Source organism: Mycobacterium marseillense (genome assembly GCF_010731675.1).
In the GTDB taxonomy this organism is placed as follows: Bacteria; Actinomycetota; Actinomycetes; order Mycobacteriales; family Mycobacteriaceae; genus Mycobacterium; species Mycobacterium marseillense.
This window is the reverse complement of record NZ_AP022584.1, coordinates 5236820-5253719: the sequence shown is the minus strand read 5'-3', so window position 1 is coordinate 5253719 and position 16900 is coordinate 5236820. Positions and strand designations below refer to the sequence as shown.

General features: G+C 65.9%; 18 protein-coding genes. 1 reads left to right on the top strand and 17 read right to left on the bottom strand.

Annotation, left to right across the window (positions count from 1 at the left end; all coding sequences use genetic code 11):
* Nucleotides 1–144 precede the first annotated feature (144 nt).
* Nucleotides 145–729 (top strand): cob(I)yrinic acid a,c-diamide adenosyltransferase, encoded by a 585-nt coding sequence (locus tag G6N26_RS24560; protein WP_083020322.1) that lies wholly within the window; start codon nt 145–147, stop codon nt 727–729.
* Nucleotides 730–735: 6 nt separating this feature from the next.
* On the opposite strand, the gene G6N26_RS24555 is transcribed toward G6N26_RS24560, so the two are convergent.
* From G6N26_RS24555 to thrB, 17 genes are all read right to left on the bottom strand, one after another.
* Nucleotides 736–1179 carry a DUF2550 domain-containing protein gene (locus G6N26_RS24555; RefSeq protein WP_067174936.1) on the bottom strand — a complete coding sequence of 148 codons (444 nt, stop codon included), beginning with the start codon at nt 1177–1179 and terminating at the stop codon, nt 736–738.
* A gap of 6 nt (nt 1180–1185) precedes the next feature.
* Nucleotides 1186–1551 (bottom strand): F0F1 ATP synthase subunit epsilon, encoded by a 366-nt coding sequence (locus G6N26_RS24550; RefSeq protein WP_083020323.1) that lies wholly within the window; start codon nt 1549–1551, stop codon nt 1186–1188.
* 39 nt (nt 1552–1590) lie between these two features.
* The gene (gene atpD, locus G6N26_RS24545) at nt 1591–3042 is read right to left on the bottom strand and encodes a F0F1 ATP synthase subunit beta (protein WP_067174932.1); all 1452 of its coding nucleotides are present in this window, start codon (nt 3040–3042) and stop codon (nt 1591–1593) included.
* A gap of 26 nt (nt 3043–3068) precedes the next feature.
* Entirely contained in the window at nt 3069–3983 is a 915-nt protein-coding gene (locus tag G6N26_RS24540; protein ID WP_067174930.1) for a F0F1 ATP synthase subunit gamma, read from the bottom strand.
* Between the two features lie 6 nt (nt 3984–3989).
* A complete protein-coding gene (gene atpA / locus G6N26_RS24535; RefSeq protein WP_083020324.1) occupies nt 3990–5645 on the bottom strand; it encodes a F0F1 ATP synthase subunit alpha in 1656 nt (551 codons plus the stop codon).
* A 70-nt stretch (nt 5646–5715) separates the two neighbouring features.
* Nucleotides 5716–7056 carry a F0F1 ATP synthase subunit B/delta gene (locus G6N26_RS24530; protein ID WP_083020325.1) on the bottom strand — a complete coding sequence of 447 codons (1341 nt, stop codon included), beginning with the start codon at nt 7054–7056 and terminating at the stop codon, nt 5716–5718.
* Between the two features lie 6 nt (nt 7057–7062).
* Nucleotides 7063–7596, bottom strand: a complete 534-nt coding sequence (locus tag G6N26_RS24525) for a F0F1 ATP synthase subunit B (protein ID WP_067174923.1) — start codon at nt 7594–7596, stop codon at nt 7063–7065.
* Between the two features lie 9 nt (nt 7597–7605).
* Nucleotides 7606–7854, bottom strand: coding sequence for a F0F1 ATP synthase subunit C (locus tag G6N26_RS24520; RefSeq protein ID WP_024636915.1), 249 nt, complete (start codon nt 7852–7854; stop codon nt 7606–7608).
* Between the two features lie 84 nt (nt 7855–7938).
* Complete coding sequence (gene atpB / locus G6N26_RS24515) at nt 7939–8697, bottom strand: F0F1 ATP synthase subunit A (protein WP_067174922.1); 759 nt, start codon at nt 8695–8697, stop codon at nt 7939–7941.
* Entirely contained in the window at nt 8690–9184 is a 495-nt protein-coding gene (locus G6N26_RS24510) for an ATP synthase subunit I (protein WP_067174920.1), read from the bottom strand. The genes atpB and G6N26_RS24510 overlap by 8 nt, the downstream gene beginning before the upstream one ends.
* Before the next feature lie 216 nt (nt 9185–9400).
* Nucleotides 9401–10612, bottom strand: coding sequence for a UDP-N-acetylglucosamine--decaprenyl-phosphate N-acetylglucosaminephosphotransferase (gene rfe / locus G6N26_RS24505; protein WP_083020326.1), 1212 nt, complete (start codon nt 10610–10612; stop codon nt 9401–9403).
* 26 nt (nt 10613–10638) lie between these two features.
* Entirely contained in the window at nt 10639–11298 is a 660-nt protein-coding gene (locus tag G6N26_RS24500) for an L-threonylcarbamoyladenylate synthase (protein ID WP_083020327.1), read from the bottom strand.
* Entirely contained in the window at nt 11295–12188 is an 894-nt protein-coding gene (gene prmC / locus G6N26_RS24495) for a peptide chain release factor N(5)-glutamine methyltransferase (RefSeq protein ID WP_083020340.1), read from the bottom strand. The genes G6N26_RS24500 and prmC overlap by 4 nt, the downstream gene beginning before the upstream one ends.
* A gap of 28 nt (nt 12189–12216) precedes the next feature.
* Nucleotides 12217–13290: a peptide chain release factor 1 gene (gene prfA, locus G6N26_RS24490; RefSeq protein ID WP_083020328.1), complete on the bottom strand. Its 1074-nt coding sequence runs from the start codon at nt 13288–13290 to the stop codon at nt 12217–12219.
* Nucleotides 13291–13388: 98 nt separating this feature from the next.
* The gene (gene rpmE, locus G6N26_RS24485; protein WP_083020341.1) at nt 13389–13619 is read right to left on the bottom strand and encodes a 50S ribosomal protein L31; all 231 of its coding nucleotides are present in this window, start codon (nt 13617–13619) and stop codon (nt 13389–13391) included.
* Between the two features lie 182 nt (nt 13620–13801).
* Complete coding sequence (gene rho / locus G6N26_RS24480) at nt 13802–15682, bottom strand: transcription termination factor Rho (RefSeq protein WP_083020329.1); 1881 nt, start codon at nt 15680–15682, stop codon at nt 13802–13804.
* Nucleotides 15683–15949: 267 nt separating this feature from the next.
* Nucleotides 15950–16885 (bottom strand): homoserine kinase, encoded by a 936-nt coding sequence (gene thrB / locus G6N26_RS24475; RefSeq protein ID WP_083020342.1) that lies wholly within the window; start codon nt 16883–16885, stop codon nt 15950–15952.
* Nucleotides 16886–16900 lie beyond the last annotated feature (15 nt).

Genomic DNA, 16900 nt, shown 5'->3' with positions numbered 1-16900 from the left:
GCCAGCTTTGCGCGGAGCGGAGCGAGGAGGAGTCAAGCCATCGAGCCCGCTTGATGACGACGCGCTCCGCGGAGCGGAGGGAGGAGGAGTCAAGCCATCGAGCCAAGTCGTGGCCCCTGCACGCGCCGCAGTACCGTTTTGCGCATGGCAGTGCATCTGACTCGCATCTACACGCGGACCGGGGACGACGGCACGACGGGATTGAGCGATTTCTCGCGGGTCCCCAAAACCGACCCCCGCCTGGTGGCCTACGCCGACTGCGACGAGGCCAACTCGGCGATCGGCGTCGCCGTCGCCATCGGTCAGCCCGACGACGAGCTCAAGGCGGTGTTACGCCAGATCCAGAATGATCTCTTCGACGCCGGCGCGGACCTGTCCACCCCGGTGGTGGAAAACCCCGAATACCCACCGCTGCGGGTCACCCAGCCCTACATCGACCGGCTCGAAAAGTGGTGTGACACATATAACGAATCGTTGCCGAAGCTGAATTCCTTTGTGCTGCCGGGAGGTTCGCCGTTGTCGGCGTTCTTGCACGTCGCCCGCACGGTGGTGCGCCGGGCCGAGCGCTCGGCGTGGGCCGCGATCGATGCCGCCCCGCAGCAGGTCAACGTCTTACCCGCGAAATACCTGAACCGGCTATCGGATCTGCTGTTCATCCTGTCGCGCGTGGCCAACCCCGACGGCGATGTGCTGTGGAAGCCGGGCGGCGGAGGAGCCACCGCAAGTTAGTGCGACCTAGATACTGCGCCGACGGGAACGCGGCGACGGACGCGACTCCAGCCAAGACAGGAACGCGGTCAATGCGCCCTTGTCGAAAGCGATCTCGTAGCCAGACCTGCGGTCCTGGGTGGTATCGCGCAACTCGATGACGACGATCTCGTCGGTCATGATGTCGAACTCGTCGCCGCGCGGCGCGCGCCGGGCCACGATCTCCACGCCGCGCCGGCTGAGCCGTCGATCCGGCCACAGTCGCAGGCTGGAAAGCCGGTAGAACGCGGCTTCGCCGCCGCGGTAACGGATTACCCCGTGTCGCCAGCCGTGACCACCCACCGCGGGAATGTCTCGCATGATCCCCGCCGTGCCGCCCTGACGCAGCTTCCACAGCCGATAACTCAGCGCGACGACGGCGCTCGCCAGCACGACGACGAGCACGACCATGCCGATCATGGGCGCGCTCATCGGCGATTAGTCGATCGCGCCGACGGCGCGCAATCTCGCACGCCCCCTGGCGGCGATGCGCGGATCGTCAGACTCAGAATCCTCTTTGGCGGCGCTCTCGTCGATCTCCGACTCGAACTCGGCGGATTCGGCGAGGATTGTCACTGATTCCTCGGTGACGGACAAGAATCCGCCGTCCACCGCGACCCGCAGATCGTCTTCGCCTTCTCGTTCGACGCGCACCATTGCGTCGTCGACCAACTGCGCCACCAGCGGGATGTGCCGCGGCATGATGCCGATCTCACCGACGGTGGTGCGGGTGAAGAGGAACGTCGCCTCACCCGACCAGATCCTTCGGTCGACGGCGACTATCTCGACGTTCAATTCGGCCACTCCACACCACCTTTCGATCCGTTCCGATCCAGCTGCGAATTAGAGCTTGGCACCAAGGCTCTCGGCCTTCTTGGCCAGGTCGTCCAGACCACCGATCAAGAAGAACGCCTGCTCGGGCACGTGGTCGAACTCGCCCTTGGTCAGGCGGTCGAACGCCTCGATGGTCTCCTTCAGCGGAACCGTGGAACCCGGCTGGCCGGTGAACTGCTCGGCCGCCATCATGTTCTGCGACAGGAAGCGCTCGATGCGCCGGGCCCGCTGCACCAGCTGCTTGTCCTCCTCGGCCAGCTCGTCGATACCAAGGATCGCGATGATGTCCTGAAGATCCTTGTAGCGCTGCAGGATTCGGATGACCTCCTGCGCCACGGCGTAGTGCTCGTCGCCGACCACACCCGGGTCAAGGATGGTCGAGCTGGACGCCAGCGGGTCCACCGCGGGGAAGATGCCCTTGGAGAACACCGCGCGCGACAGCTCGGTGGTGGCGTCCAGGTGCGCGAACGTCGTCGCGGGCGCCGGGTCGGTGTAGTCGTCAGCGGGCACGTACACCGCCTGCATCGACGTAATCGACTTGCCGCGCGTCGAGGTGATGCGCTCCTGCAGCTCGCCCATCTCGTCGGCCAGCGTGGGCTGGTAACCCACGGCGGACGGCATGCGGCCGAGCAGCGTCGACACCTCCGAACCGGCCTGGGTGAACCGGAAGATGTTGTCGATGAACAGCAGCACGTCCTGGCCGGCCTCGTCGCGGAACCACTCCGCCATCGTCAGCGCGGACAGCGCCACCCGCATACGGGTGCCGGGCGGCTCGTCCATCTGGCCGAACACCAGCGCGGTGTCCTTGAGCACGTTGGCTTCCTGCAGCTCGACCCAGAGGTCGTTGCCCTCACGGGTGCGCTCCCCCACCCCGGCGAACACCGACGTGCCACCGAAGTTGCGGGCAATACGGTTGATCATCTCCTGGATGAGCACCGTCTTGCCCACACCCGCACCACCGAACAGCGCGATCTTGCCACCACGCACGTACGGGGTCAGCAGGTCGACGACCTTCAGGCCCGTCTCGAGCATCTCGGTACGAGGCTCGAGCTCTTCGAACGGCGGCGGCTTGCGGTGGATCGACCAGTGCTCGAAGTCCTCTCCGTACCCCGGCTTGTCCAGGCAGTGGCCCAGCGCGTTGAACACGTGGCCCTTGACCTCCTGGCCGACCGGCACCGAGATGGAGCGACCGGTGTCGGTCACCTCGACACCGCGAACGAGGCCGTCGGTGGGCTGCAGCGAGATGGTGCGCACCAGGTTGTCCCCGAGGTGCTGGGCGACCTCAAGCGTGAGGGTCTTCGCCAATTCCTCGAACGAGATCTCCGCGTGCAGCGCGTTGAACAGTTCCGGCACGGAACCCCGAGGGAACTCGACGTCGACGACCGGTCCGGTAACCCGTACCACGCGGCCGCTGGTGTCGTTCTTGGTCGACTTTGCAGTCTTTTCGTCTGTAGCAGTCATTTTCTTCGCTTCCTCGTGGGGCCTATCTAGCGCGCATCGGCGAGCGCGTTTGCGCCACCGACGATTTCGCTAATCTCCTGGGTGATCTGGGCCTGCCGCTCGCGGTTCGCCATCAGCGTCAGGGCCTTGATCAGGTCGTCCGCGTTGTCGGTGGCCGACTTCATCGCGCGCTGGCGTGAGGCCAGCTCCGATGCGGAGGATTCGAGCAGCGCCTCGTACACCCGGGTGGTCAGGTATCGCGGCAACAACGACTCGAAAAGCGTTGTCGCATCCGGTTCGAACGAATACAGGGTGCGCACTTCCGGTTGCTCCTCGACATACTCGACGACCATGGGGGCGATCCGGTGGGCCACCGCCGCCTGAGACATCATCGACTTGAATTCCGAGTAGACGATGTGCAGTTCGTCGACGCCCTCGCCGCCATCCGACTGCTGATCCTGATCGCCGGTGCCCTTCATGAACGCGTCGACCAACGTCTCACCGATCTCGGCGGCGTTCTCGTACTTGGGCTGCTCGGAGAAGCCCGTCCATGACTCGGTGATATCCCAGTTGCGGAATGTGAAGTAGTTCAGCGCTTTCCGGCCGACCGTATAGAGCACCGGCGTCTTACCGGCGTCCCTCAGCAGGGAGAACAACTCCTCAGAGCGGCGAAAGATGCTGGAGTTGTACGCACCGCACAAGCCACGGTCGGACGACACCACCACGACGGCGACCCGCTTGGGTTCCGGTCGCTCGACCAACAGCGGATGATCCAGTGCGGCTTCGGCCGACAGGGTGGTGAGCATCGCGGTGAGCTGGAACGCATAAGGCCGGGCGGCTTCCAGCCGGGCCTGCGCCTTTCCAATGCGCGATGTGGCGATCATCTCCTGGGCCTTGGTGATCTTTTTGATCGACCCGGCCGAGCGGATGCGTCCGCGCAATTCACGAAGTGTGGCAGCCATAGGTTGCTACTTCTTTGCCTTCTTCTTGGGCGCAGGCTTGTTGACCTTCACCGATTCCTTTTCCAGCTCGCCCTCATCGAGCGCTTCGACGTGCTCGTCGGGCACCACCGATCCACCACCGGTGGCGGCGAAGCCCTTCTTGAAGTTGTTGATGACCTTTTCGAGTTCCTCGGCCGACTCGTCGGAGAGCTTCTGGGAATCGCGGATCCCGGACAAGATCTTCTCTTCCGAGGCCCGGATGTGGTCCAGCAACTCGGTTTCGAAGCGCCGGACGTCCTCGACGGGTACCGAGTCCAGGTGGCCACCGGTGCCGAGGAAGATCGAAATCACCTGCTCCTCAACGGGCATGGGCTGGTACTGCGGCTGCTTGAGCAACTCCACCAAGCGTGCACCACGGTCCAGCTGAGCCTTCGACGTCGCGTCGAGGTCGGAGGCGAAGGCGGCGAACGATTCCAACTCGCGGAATTGCGACAGGTCCAAACGCAGCGAACCCGCCACTTCCTTCATCGCCTTGATCTGCGCGGCACCGCCCACCCGGGACACCGAGACACCGACGTTGATGGCCGGCCGCACACCCTGGTTGAACAGATCGGACTCGAGGAAGCACTGTCCGTCGGTGATCGAGATGACGTTGGTGGGAATGTAGGCCGAGATGTCGTTGGCCTTCGTCTCGATGATCGGCAAACCGGTCATCGAGCCGCCACCGAGTTCGTCGGAAAGCTTGGCGCAGCGCTCCAAAAGCCTTGAGTGCAGGTAGAACACGTCACCCGGGTAGGCCTCGCGGCCGGGCGGGCGGCGCAGCAGCAGCGAGATCGCGCGGTAGGCCTCCGCCTGCTTGCTCAGGTCGTCGAAGACGATCAGCACGTGCTTGCCGTCGTACATCCAGTGCTGGGCGATCGCCGAACCCGTATAAGGCGCAAGCCATTTGAACCCGGCGGAGTCGGAGGCCGGCGCCGCGACGATCGTGGTGTAGTCCATCGCGCCGCCCTCCTCGAGCGCGCGCCGGACCGAGGCGATCGTGGTGCCCTTCTGGCCGATGGCCACGTACACGCAGCGCACCTGCTTGCGCTCGTCGCCGGTCTCCCAGTTCTGCCGCTGGTTGAGGATGGTGTCGACGCAGACGGCGGTCTTGCCGGTCTTGCGGTCGCCGATGATCAGCTGGCGCTGCCCGCGACCGATCGGCGTCATCGCGTCGATGGCCTTGATTCCGGTCTGCAGTGGCTCTCTCACGCTTTGCCGCTGAACCACCGAGGGCGCCTGGATCTCCAGCGCGCGCCGCACGTCGGTTTCGATGTCGCCCTGGCCGTCGATCGGCTGGCCCAGCGGGTTGACCACACGGCCCAGGAACCCGTCACCGACGGGGACCGAGAGGACCTCGCCGGTGCGCTTGACCTGCTGGCCCTCTTCGATCTTCTCGAAGTCACCCAGGATCACCGCGCCGACGCTGTGCTCGTCGAGGTTGAGCGCGACACCGAGCACGCCGCCGGGGAACTCGAGCAGTTCCTGGGTCATCACGGACGGCAGGCCCTCGACGTGGGCGATGCCGTCACCGGCGTCGACGACGGTACCGACCTCTTCGCGGGAGGTGTCGGAGGTGAAAGAGCCTACGTACTCCTCGATCGCGCCCTGAATGTCATCAGCGGAGATTGTCAACTCGGCCATGGCTTTTCGTCTTCCTACTTGATCTTCGTAACGCGTGCGTCGGAATGGGGTTGTGGTTGGTCTGGGGTGGTCAGTCGGGCAACTGCGCCTCGGCCGCAGTCAGACGGGACGCGAGTGACCCGTCGATCACTTCGTCGGCCACGGCGATGAGCAGGCCGCCCAGCAGTTCGCTGTCGATCTGCAACTGGACCGCGACCGGGTGACCGTAGATGCGGCTGAGCACCTCGGTGAGGCGGGTGCGCTGGGCGTCGCTCAGGTCGGCTGCCGCACTGACGTGCGCGACGACTTCGCCGCGGCGCGCCACCGCAACCTTCGCCAGGAACTGAATGGCCTCCTCGGCCGGCCGGCCCCTGAGCAACTCGATCGTCTGGGTCAGCAGGGCGGCCAAGATCGGGTTGACCCGGGTGTTCGCGCTGTCGAGCACCTTGCGCAGCAGCCCAACTCGCCCTTCTACCGGAACGGCGTAGTCGCCCAACAAGATGGCCAGACGCGGTTGCGCGTCCAGAATGCGCGAGAATCGGAACAGCTGCTCTTCGATCTCGTCGACCTTGTCCTCGCGCTCGGCAACCTCGAGCAACGCCTGCCGCGACACGTGCTCGAGGGCGGAGATGAGGTCGGAGTTGGCCGACCACCGCTCCGAGGCGGCTGAGCGCAGCACGTCAAGGGTGGGGTCACCGACCTTGCCGGTGAACAACCGCTCGATCAACCGGGCCCGAGGTGACCCGTCCTCGGCGGGCTGGGTCAGATACCGCGTGACGACGATTTCGCGATCCAGCACCTGGGCCACCGCGACCAGTTCCCCGGATAGGGTGGAAAGTGCCTTGTTGTCAAGGTCTTTGGCGATAGTGCTGAATCGCTCCGCCAGCTTGGTCAGCGCGACGCGGCTCGACGAGCGCATCTCGGTCATCAGCGGATATTGGACGTCGGCGCCTACGGGCGCCATCGCGTCGAGATCATCGAGGAATCGATCCACCGTGGCCGATTGCTGCGCGGAGTCGGCGACGAAGTTACGCACCAACTCGCCGGCCTGGCGCACCGCTTCGTGACCGAGTTCCAGACGCAGCTGACGGGTCAACTGGGTACGCAGCAGGTCGACCTGGCGACCGCCCTGCGACCTGATGCGTTCCGCCTCCACGCCGGCCTGAGCCCCCAACTGCTCGGCGATGCGCTTGGAGTCCGACTCCGCCTCTTCGACAACGCGTTTCGACTCCGCCTTGGCGTCCTCCACGGCCTTGCTGTGCGCGGTGGTCGACTCGGTCAACCGATCGCTCGCCGCGGCCGCGTCCTTCAATTGTTGGCGCACCGCGGCTTGCCGCGCGGCCATCAACCGACGCACCGGCGGCACGACATAGCGCACCACCAGGAACACGATGGCCGCAAAGCCCACCAACTGGCCGATAAAAGTCGACATACGTAATTACCGTCCGGATGTCTTGGTTGCGGATGTGGTCGCTGCAGCGGGGGCAACGTCGACGCCGAGGATCCGACTGGCCAACGTCGCCGACATGGACGCCACGTTGGCACGCAAATCCAGTTCCACGGCGTCCCTTTCCCGCTTCAGTTGCTGGGCGGCCAGCTGCAACGTCGACATCACCTCTTGCTCGGCCCGGGCCCGCGCGTCTTCCACGACCTTACGGCCCTCGGCGCGGGCGTTGTCGCGCAACGACGACGCCTGCACTCGGGCTTCGGTCATGGCTTCTTCGTAATCGGCCTGGGCGGCTTCGAACTGCTCGGCCGCCTTCTTGGTGTCGGCGGCCGTCTTGGCGACCATCGCGTCGCGCTCGCGCAACACCTTCATGACCGGCGGCACGACGAACGTGCCGATGACGGCCAGCACGATCAGGAAGATGGCCAGCACGAAGAAGAAGGTGCCGTTGGGAACGAGGAAGTTGTTGCCTCCCTCTGCCACCACCTGGCTGGACGCCAGAACGCTCAGGCTCGCGTCACCCATCACAGCGAACTAGGTGCCGACGGGCGTGGCGAAGACGAACAGCGCCATGAAGGCCAGGTTGATGAAGTAGGCCGCCTCAACCAGACCGACGGTGATGAAGAACGGCGTAAACAGCCGGCCTTGCGCCTCGGGCTGCCGGGCGATGCCGGAAACCAGCGCGTTACCGGCGATACCGTCACCGATACCGGCACCGATCGCGCCGCCGCCCATGATGAGTCCACCGCCGATGAGTGCAGCGGCAGCGACTTGGGGGTCCAGAGCCATTCTTATCCTCCTTGATATCTGGTAGGGGTCTACCAGGCCTCTGTAATGGTGCGTGGGACAAAACAATTCGTGATGGCTTTAGTCATGGTGATCCTCGATCTCCATCGCCTGACTGAAGTACAAGATGGTCAGAATCGAGAAGATGAAGGCCTGGATCGCGCCGACGAACAGGTCGAAGGCTTTCCAGATCGCGTTGGGCGCCCACATGATGTACGGCGGGAACAACGCGATCAGCGCGACCAGGATGCCACCGGCGAAGATGTTGCCGAAAAGTCGGAGTGACAAGGAGATTGGCTTGGCCAGCTCCTCGACGACGTTGATCGGCGCCAGGAACGCCACGTGGCCTTTGAGCACGGCGAGCGGGTGTCCGACGACGCCGCGACGCCAGATGCCGGCCACGTGGTAGCAGACGAAGACGAAAAGGGCTAGCGCCAGCACGTAATTGATGTCTGCCGCCGCCGACTTCAGCAGCTCGGTGGTGTGCCCCGAGGAGTCGGTGTATTGCAGCGGGAGCACCGACAGCCAGTTGGAGATCAGGATGAACACGAAGATGGTGACGGCCAGCGGCAGCACGAACGGCGCGATCCGCATGCCGACGGCGCTCTCGATCTGGTCGCGCATCTGGACCGTGATGGCCTCCCAGAACAACTGAACGCCGCTCGGGACACCCGTCGAGGTGATCTTCGCCCGCAGGAAGAAGGCGAGCGCGAGCACGACCAGCGCGGCGATTCCCGTCGACATGATGGTGTCGGTGTTGACGGTCATGCCGAGCCAGGTGGCATGGTTGTGGTCACCAACCTCGATCGCGGCCTCGGCCAGGAACGTCGTCTCAGGCATCGGTGGTGTTCCTTCCTTCCGTACCTTCCGATCCTGCGTTGACGCCGCCTCCGGCACCGTCCGCGGATTCCGCCCAGTCGCCGGCGCGCAGCTTCTTCCATACCGGCAGCGCTGTCGATGCCACCAAAAGGATCTGGAAAAGCGCCAATCCGAACACCACGCCCAGGCCGGCGGGCCGGAACACGTAGGCGATGATCAGCCCGACGACGGTGATGATGGCCAGCCGGGACGCCGAGTTGACCGCCATCGACCTTTTCAGCGGGTGGTCTTTCGCGGTGATCGACTCAACGGAGCGACGCACCAGTACCGCATTGAGCAAACCCAGCAGCAGCCCGATCCCGAAGAAGACGCCGACCATCAGGTGGCCGGACAGTCCGGCGGCGAGCACCGCTACCGCGGTGATGCCAATGCTGATCGCGAAGAGCCGAACCGGACGGAAAGCAACAGAGGGAAACACCAACGGCGCGTCCTGCGCTGGTGTCGTCACTGCAGCACCTCAATCCCAGGTTGGTGAAACGGGAACCCCCCGACCGACTGATCGGTGGCCCGCCGAGCGTATCGCACGTCACAGTTGAATCACCCAAGGGGTATCTCCCGAGGCCGGTCTTGAACCAGCCCGATCGGATGTGCTTCCGAGGGGCCGGTCGCCTGTGCGGCTTTTTGGGGTTCTACCTGGACCGTACCACACAACGGGGCCCTACTACTACTCCTCGTCGTAGTAGTCGCCGCCCCGGCGCAAAAGCGGGATCGCCGTCGCGACGCCGGCGACCACGATGGCGCCCAGCATGACCGCGGCGGTGTCGCGCGGACGGAAAAAGATCGTGCTCGCCGCGCCGAACGCGACGATGCCGACCCATACATAGATCAGCAGGACCACGCGGCGGTGGGAATGGCCGATCTGCAGCAACCGGTGATGCAGGTGCATCTTGTCGGGGCTGAACGCGCTGCGTCCCGCGCGGGTGCGACGCACGATCGCCAGCAGCAAGTCGAGCATCGGCACGAAGATCACCGCGGCCACCAGCAGGAAGGGAGACAGCAGGGCAAACACGTCACGGGCGCCGTAGGCGTTCTGGGACACCGGGCCGGCCGCCGTGGTGGAGGCGGCCGCGAGCATCAGGCCGATCAGCATCGAGCCGGAGTCGCCCATGAAGATCTTGGCGCGATGAAAGTTGTGCGGCAGAAAGCCCAGGCACGCCCCGGCGAGCACCACCGAGATCACCGCCGGCGGATAGAAGAGGACGTCGCCGCCGTGGTCGCGGAGCAGCCCGACCGAGAACATGCAGATCGCCAACGCGGTGATGAGGCCCAGCCCGGCGGCCAGACCGTCGAGCCCGTCGACGAAGTTCATCGCGTTGACCACCGACACCGTCAGCGCCAGGGTCAGCAGGATCGACGACGCCTGGTCGAGCACGATGGTGCCGACGCCGCCCATGGGGATGTACAGCACGCTCCAGGCCACGCCCATGGTGACCAGCACGCTGGCCGCGGTGATCTGGCCGGCGAACTTGGTCAGGGCATCCAGGCCCCACCGGTCATCGATCAGTCCGATCCCCATGATGACCGCGCCGGCCACCAGGACCGCGGGCATGCCGGTGGAGTAGACGAAGCCACGCGTGAGCGCCGGAAGCTGGGAGGCCAAAAACACGGCGGTGATGACGCCGAGGAACATCGCCAGCCCGCCCATGCGCGGGGTCGGCGTCACGTGGACGTCGCGCTCCCGCGGATAGGCGACCGCACCCAGCCGGGTCGCCAACACGCGTACCGGTCCGGTGGCGAAATAGGTGATGATCGCGGCGGTCAATCCCACCAGGGCCAGCTCGCGGAGCGGAACACCGGCGCCGCGATCGGAAAGGGCGAGTAAACCACCGGCAAGGTTGGTCACGTCGCTGGACACCAACGAGACCGTAGTGCACAAACCTGGGAGCTCGACAACCGCTCCAGTCAGGCCTGCGCGGTCAGGCTCTCAGGATCGATACCGAGCACTTCGGCGATGCGCTCCGCACTCACCGGGCCCTGCCGCAGGATGCGTGGCGCGGCACCGGTGAGGTCCACGATCGTGGAGGCGGCACCCTGCTCGGACGGACCCGCTTCCAGGTAGACGTCGACGAGATCGCCGAGCTGATCGCGCGCCTCGCCGGCGTCCACGGCGGCCGCTCGGCCGGAGATATTGGCGCTCGAGACCGCCAGCGGGCCCACCTCACGCAGCAGCTCGATCGCGATTGGGTGCAGCGGCATCCGCAGCATCACCGTGCCGCGGGCATCGCCGAGGTCCCACTGCAACGACGGCGCCTGCGTCACCACCAGGCTGAGCGCGCCGGGCCAGAACGCGCGGATCAGATCGCGGGCGCCCGTCGGCATGGTGTAGACGAGTCCCTCGATGGTGTGCCAGGACCCGACCAGCACGCCCACCGGCATGTCACGGCCCCGCCCCTTTGCCGAGAGCAGCGCCGAGACCGCGGCGCTGTTGAACGCGTCGGCACCGATGCCGTACACGGTGTCGGTCGGCATGACCACGAGGCGCCCTCCCTTGAGAGCCCCTGCCGCCGCGGCGATTCCGAGCGCGCGCTGGTCGGGATCGGCGCAGTCAAAGACGTCGGTCATGGGCGCCACTCCCCCTCGTCGCTGCCCTTCCTCCGCGCCGTCACGAACCGCGGCCGGCCGGTCAGGTCCTGCCGCGCCCGGACGTCCTCGAAAAGTCCCGTGCGATTGAACAATTCCACCGTTTCGCGTGAGGTGGTGTCGTCATGCTCGATGCCGATCAGCCCTCCGGGACGCAGCCAACGGCCGGCGAGGCGCACTATCGGAACGATCACCGCCATGCCGTCCGGACCGCCGAACACCGCCTGGTGGGGATCATGCTGGGCGACTTCAGGATCCAGTACCGCACCGTCGGGAACATAGGGCGGGTTGGCCACGACCAAGTCGACCCATCCGTCCAGCTCGGGAAGCAGGCCGGGTTCGGTGACGTCGGCCCGCACGATCTCGATCGCCGTGCCCTCGGCATTGCGGCGCGCGTACTCCAGGGCGGCATCGGAATTGTCGAGCGCGACGATTCGTGCCTCCTGACCCCGTTCGGCCCGCTGGTGGGCCAGCGCCACCGCCAAGGCGCCGGAGCCGGTGCACAGGTCGACGATCACCGGCCGCGGCGGAAGTTGTTGCGCGCCGGCCCATTCGATCATCGCCTCGGTTTCGGGCCGCGGCGTGAACACGCCGGGGCCCACGCGCAGCAGCACCGGACCGAACGCCGCCGTCCCCAGCAGATGTTGCAGCGGCACACGTCGCGAACGGACGGCCACGGCGTCGCGGTACCGTCCGAGAAAGTCCTCGCCGGGTGAGTCGAGCAAGGCCAGGCGGCCACGGTCGACGCCCGCCACATGCGCGGCCAGCTCCTCGGCATCCCAACGCGCGGAATCGATTCCGGCTTCGGCGAGGGTGGCCGTCGCATCGTCGATCGCGCGCCGCAGACTGAGCTCGATTGTCCCGCTCCTCATCGCTTCACTCTGCATCGTCGCCGCGACGTCATGCCTGTTGCAGCCGGCTTTGCTTGTCGGCCGCGGCCAGGGCATCGAACAAGGCGTCCAAGTCGCCGTCGAGCACTTGGTCGAGATTGTGCGACTTGAAGTTGATGCGGTGGTCGGCGATCCGGTTCTCCGGGAAGTTGTAGGTGCGGATGCGCTCGCTGCGGTCCACCGTGCGGATCTGGCTGGCCCGGTCCGCCGACGCATCCGCCAGCGCCTGCTCTTCGGCCAACGACTGCAGGCGCGCCGCCAGCACCTGCAGCGCCCGCGCCTTGTTCTGTAGCTGCGACCGCTCGTTCTGACAGGTGACCACGATGCCGGTGGGCAAATGCGTGATCCGCACCGCGGAATCGGTGGTGTTGACGCCCTGGCCACCCTTCCCCGAGGAGCGGTAGACATCGACGCGCAGATCCGACTCGTCGATCTGCACCTCTCCGATTTCCTCGGGCTCGGGATACACGAGCACACCCGCCGCCGAAGTATGAACGCGGCCTTGGGATTCCGTCACCGGGACGCGCTGCACCCGGTGCACCCCGCCCTCGAACTTCATCCGCGACCAGACACCGTCGGCCGAATCGCCCTTGCTGGCGATGGACAACGTCGCGTCCTTGTACCCGCCGAGGTCCGAAGTGGTTTCGTCGAGCACGGTGACATTCCAGCCGTGCCGCTCGGCGTAGCGGATGTACATCCGTGCCAGGTCGGCGGCGAACAGCGCCGACTCTTCCCCGCCCTCACCGGATTTGACCTCGAGCACGATGTCGTCGGCGTCATGCGGGTCGCGCGGGGCCAGCATGTCGGTGAGCTGAGTGTCCAACTCGGCCACGCGGGATTCCAGGTCGGCCGCCTCGGCGGCGAAAGAATCGTCGTCGGCGGCCAGCTCGCGCGCGGCCTCGAGGTCCTCGCGCGCGGCCGTCAGCTTGCGGTAGGCGCCGACGATCGGGGCCAGCCGGGCGAACCGGCGTCCGGCCTTGCGGGCCTCGTCGGGGTTGCTGTGCAGTTCGGGGTCGGCCAGCCGTTGCTCGAGGTCGGCGTGCTCGGCCAGCAGCACGTCAATGGTCTGTACCGGCTTCGTCATGCCACACCTCCTGCCCCTTTTCGCCTGTCAGTACCGCAAACGCAAACCGACGCCCGGCCTGTGCGATTGCACGCACAGTTCGGGCGTCGGTAACCGAGCTATTTGTCGGCAGCAGCTCCGGCGCTGCGCTTTCCGTAGCGCTTCTCGAAGCGGGCGACCCGGCCACCGCTGTCCAGGATCTTCTGCTTGCCGGTGTAGAAGGGGTGGCATTGCGAGCAGACCTCGACGGTGATGTGACCGCCCTCTTTGGTGCTGCGTGTCTGGAAGGTGTTGCCGCACCCGCAGAGCACCGTGGTCTCCGCGTAAGCGGGGTGAATGTCAACTTTCATGGTGTCCTCTTCGATCGTTTGTCGCCCGCCCCCGTCCACGCATCAGACGGTAGGGCGTGCACTGCGAACCTCAGGCGGTTGGCGGATAATCGAGCCCCGATTATGCCAGGTCAACCACCATCATCCCAAACAGAGAGCCGCGCCCGTGCATTCCCGGGTACCCTCGGGTCTTTCCGAACGGGCTAGTCGTTGTCCATCCCAGGCGTCGTCTTGGACACCTGGACCAGGAACTCGTAGTTGGTCTTCGTCTTGCGCAGCTGCGACATCAGCAGGTCGATGGCCTGGTGGGAATCCAGGCCCGACAGCACGCGGCGCAGCTTGTGCACGATGCCGAACTCGTCCGGCGACAGCAGCAGTTCGTCCTTACGGGTGCCGGACGGGTTCACGTCGACCGCCGGGAAGACCCGGCGCTCGGAGATCTTGCGGTCCAGCTTGAGCTCGGCATTACCGGTGCCCTTGAACTCTTCGAAGATGACCGTGTCACCGGTGGATCCCGTCTCGACCATCGCGGTGGCGATGATGGTCAGCGATCCGCCTTCCTCGATGTTGCGGGCGGCGCCCAGGAACCGCTTGGGCGGGTACAGGGCGGTGGAGTCGACACCACCGGACAAGATGCGGCCCGATGCCGGCGACGCGTTGTTGTAGGCGCGCCCGAGGCGGGTGATCGAGTCCAGCAGCACGACGACGTCCTTGCCCTGCTCGACGAGCCGTTTGGCGCGTTCGATGGCAAGCTCGGCTGCCTGGGTGTGGTCCGATGGCGGCCGGTCGAAGGTCGAGGAGATGACCTCGCCCTTGACCGAACGCTGCATATCGGTGACCTCCTCGGGCCGCTCGTCGACGAGCACGACCATGAGGTGGCATTCCGGGTTGTTCTTGGTGATCGCGTTGGCGATGTCCTGCAGGATCGTCGTCTTACCCGCCTTGGGCGGCGACACGATCAGCGCACGCTGGCCCTTGCCGATCGGCATGATCAGGTCGATGACCCGCGTGGTCAGGCGGTCAGGCGTGGTTTCCAGCCGAAGTCGCTGGTTGGGGTACAACGGCGTCAACTTGGAGAAATCGGGCCGCTTCTTGGCGTCCTCGACCGAGCCGCCGTTGACGCTGTCCAGGCGGACCAACGGGTTGAACTTCTGCCGCTGGTTGGGCTGTTCGCCTTCCTTGGGCACGCGAACCGCGCCGGTGACGGCGTCGCCGCGGCGCAGGCCGTTCTTGCGCACCATGTTCATGGACACGTACACGTCGTGCGGGCCGGCCAGGTAGCCGGACGTACGCACGAAGGCGTAATTGTCGAGGACGTCAAGAATGCCGGCCACGGGCTGAACGACGTCGTCGTCGCGCAGTTCGGCATCGCCGCCGTCGCCGGATCGCTCGCCGCGGCGCCGGCGGTCACGGAAGCGGCGTCCGCGCCGGCCCCCACGTCCCTCGCCGTCGTCGTCCTGCTGGTTCGACCCGCCACGGCTCTGTTGTCCGCCGGAGTTCTGTTGATCGTCGTTGCCGCCGCCCTGGCCGCGGTCTTCGTTCTGGTTGTCTTTCTGGTTGTCTTTGCCTTGCTTGCCTTGCTCGCGGCTCTCGGTCTCGCCGGTGGCGCCACCGTCTCGACCGCCGCCGGTGCGCTCGCCCTCGGCGTCGTCGTTGCCGCGGCCGGCCGATCCCGCGTCGCGGGAAGCGCCGCGTCGTTCGCGGCGGGGCGCCTCGGTGGTCGCGCCGTTCTGGCCTTCCTTGGCCGCCGGTGCGTCAGCGCCGCTGTCGTTCTTGTCTTTGGTGTCGTTGTCTTTGATGTCCGACTTGCCGCTGTCCTCAGCGGACTTCGTGCCGTTGGCGGGAGCGCCGTTGGCCTGTCCCCTGACTTCCTTGATCGCGGCGATCAGTTCGTTCTTACGCATACCCGACGTCCCTTTGACGCCAACCTGGTTAGCCAGCGCGCGTAGTTCGGGCAGCACCATGGTGGACAGGGCACCGGTCGAAGCGTTCGTCTTCGCGTCGGGGGTGTCGGTGGTCACGGCTTTAGACAGTTGATTGGCGTCAGTGTTTTCGCCAGCCGTGAACAGGTCCGTATCAGTCACGGAGTTCCTTTCTTCCCCCGCTGATCACGTCATACGGGGGGTTCGTTGCATTCAGCCAAATTGCCGAGTGCGCCCAATCATCGACTCTGCAACGGTGATCGCCTGGATCGGCGGAGTAAACGGCGAACCTCGTCCACAAGAAGAATTGGTGTTGTCCTAGCGGCAAGGCAGTATGGATGCAGATGCAGATGCTGCGATTGCTGGACGGCTCCGAGGATAGCCCCCATCCCTGCTGGAAGCAAGCAAACCCTCCGGCCACGCTGTTGATCAACCCGCGACGGTGACTCCCGGACTCCAGCGAACTCGTTCGCCGGCAGCCATCTTGATGAGGGCAAATCCGTTTGTGGCGCCGTATTCCACCGCCTCCGGGGGCAACTCCGCCGCCGTGGTCATCGCGATCAGCGAGGGACCGGCCCCGGAAAGCGTCGCTGCCACTTTATGACGCCGCAACAGCTGCAAATATTCCGCCGAGGCGGGCATGGCCGGTGCGCGCTGCGGCTGGTGGAGCACGTCTTCGGTGGCCGCCATGAGCAGGTTCGGGCGTTCGGTGAGCGCGACCACCAGCAACGCGGTCCGGCTGACGTTGAAGCGGGCATCGTCGTGGCTGACCTGCGCCGGCAGCAGCACGCGGGTCTCCGCGGTCAGGGAACGTTCTTCGGGAACCGCGCAGTACAGGTGGATGTCGGGGTGAAGCCGCAACGGCACCGCCGCGTACCGCGGGTGATCACCGCTTCGATCGACCCACGAGACGATCGCACCGCCCAGCACGGCAGCCGCCGCGTTGTCGGGATGACCCTCGAAGTCCGAGGACAGCTGTATCAGCTGGGCATCGTCGAGCGTCTTCCAATCCGTCTGTGCGACAAGGCCGTTCGCGGCCGCAAGGCCGCCGACCACCGCCGCCGCGGACGAACCCAGGCCGCGGGAGTGCGGGATGGCGTTACGGCAGCGCACCGCCAGGCCGGGAGCGCGGACTCCGGCTGCCTGCAGGCCGCGCTCGAGGGCGCGCACCACCAGATGGTCGGGTCCCACCGGCAGCTGGCCGGCTCCTTCCCCCTCGACCGTGACGACCAAGCCGGAAGAAGTTGTCTCCACGGTGATTTCGTCGCAAAGACTCAACGCCAGGCCGATGCTGTCGAAGCCGGGGCCGAGGTTTGCGCTGGACGCCGACACCACGGCGGTGGTCACCAGCCCCGCGGGCAGCATCGAGGTCACCGACAG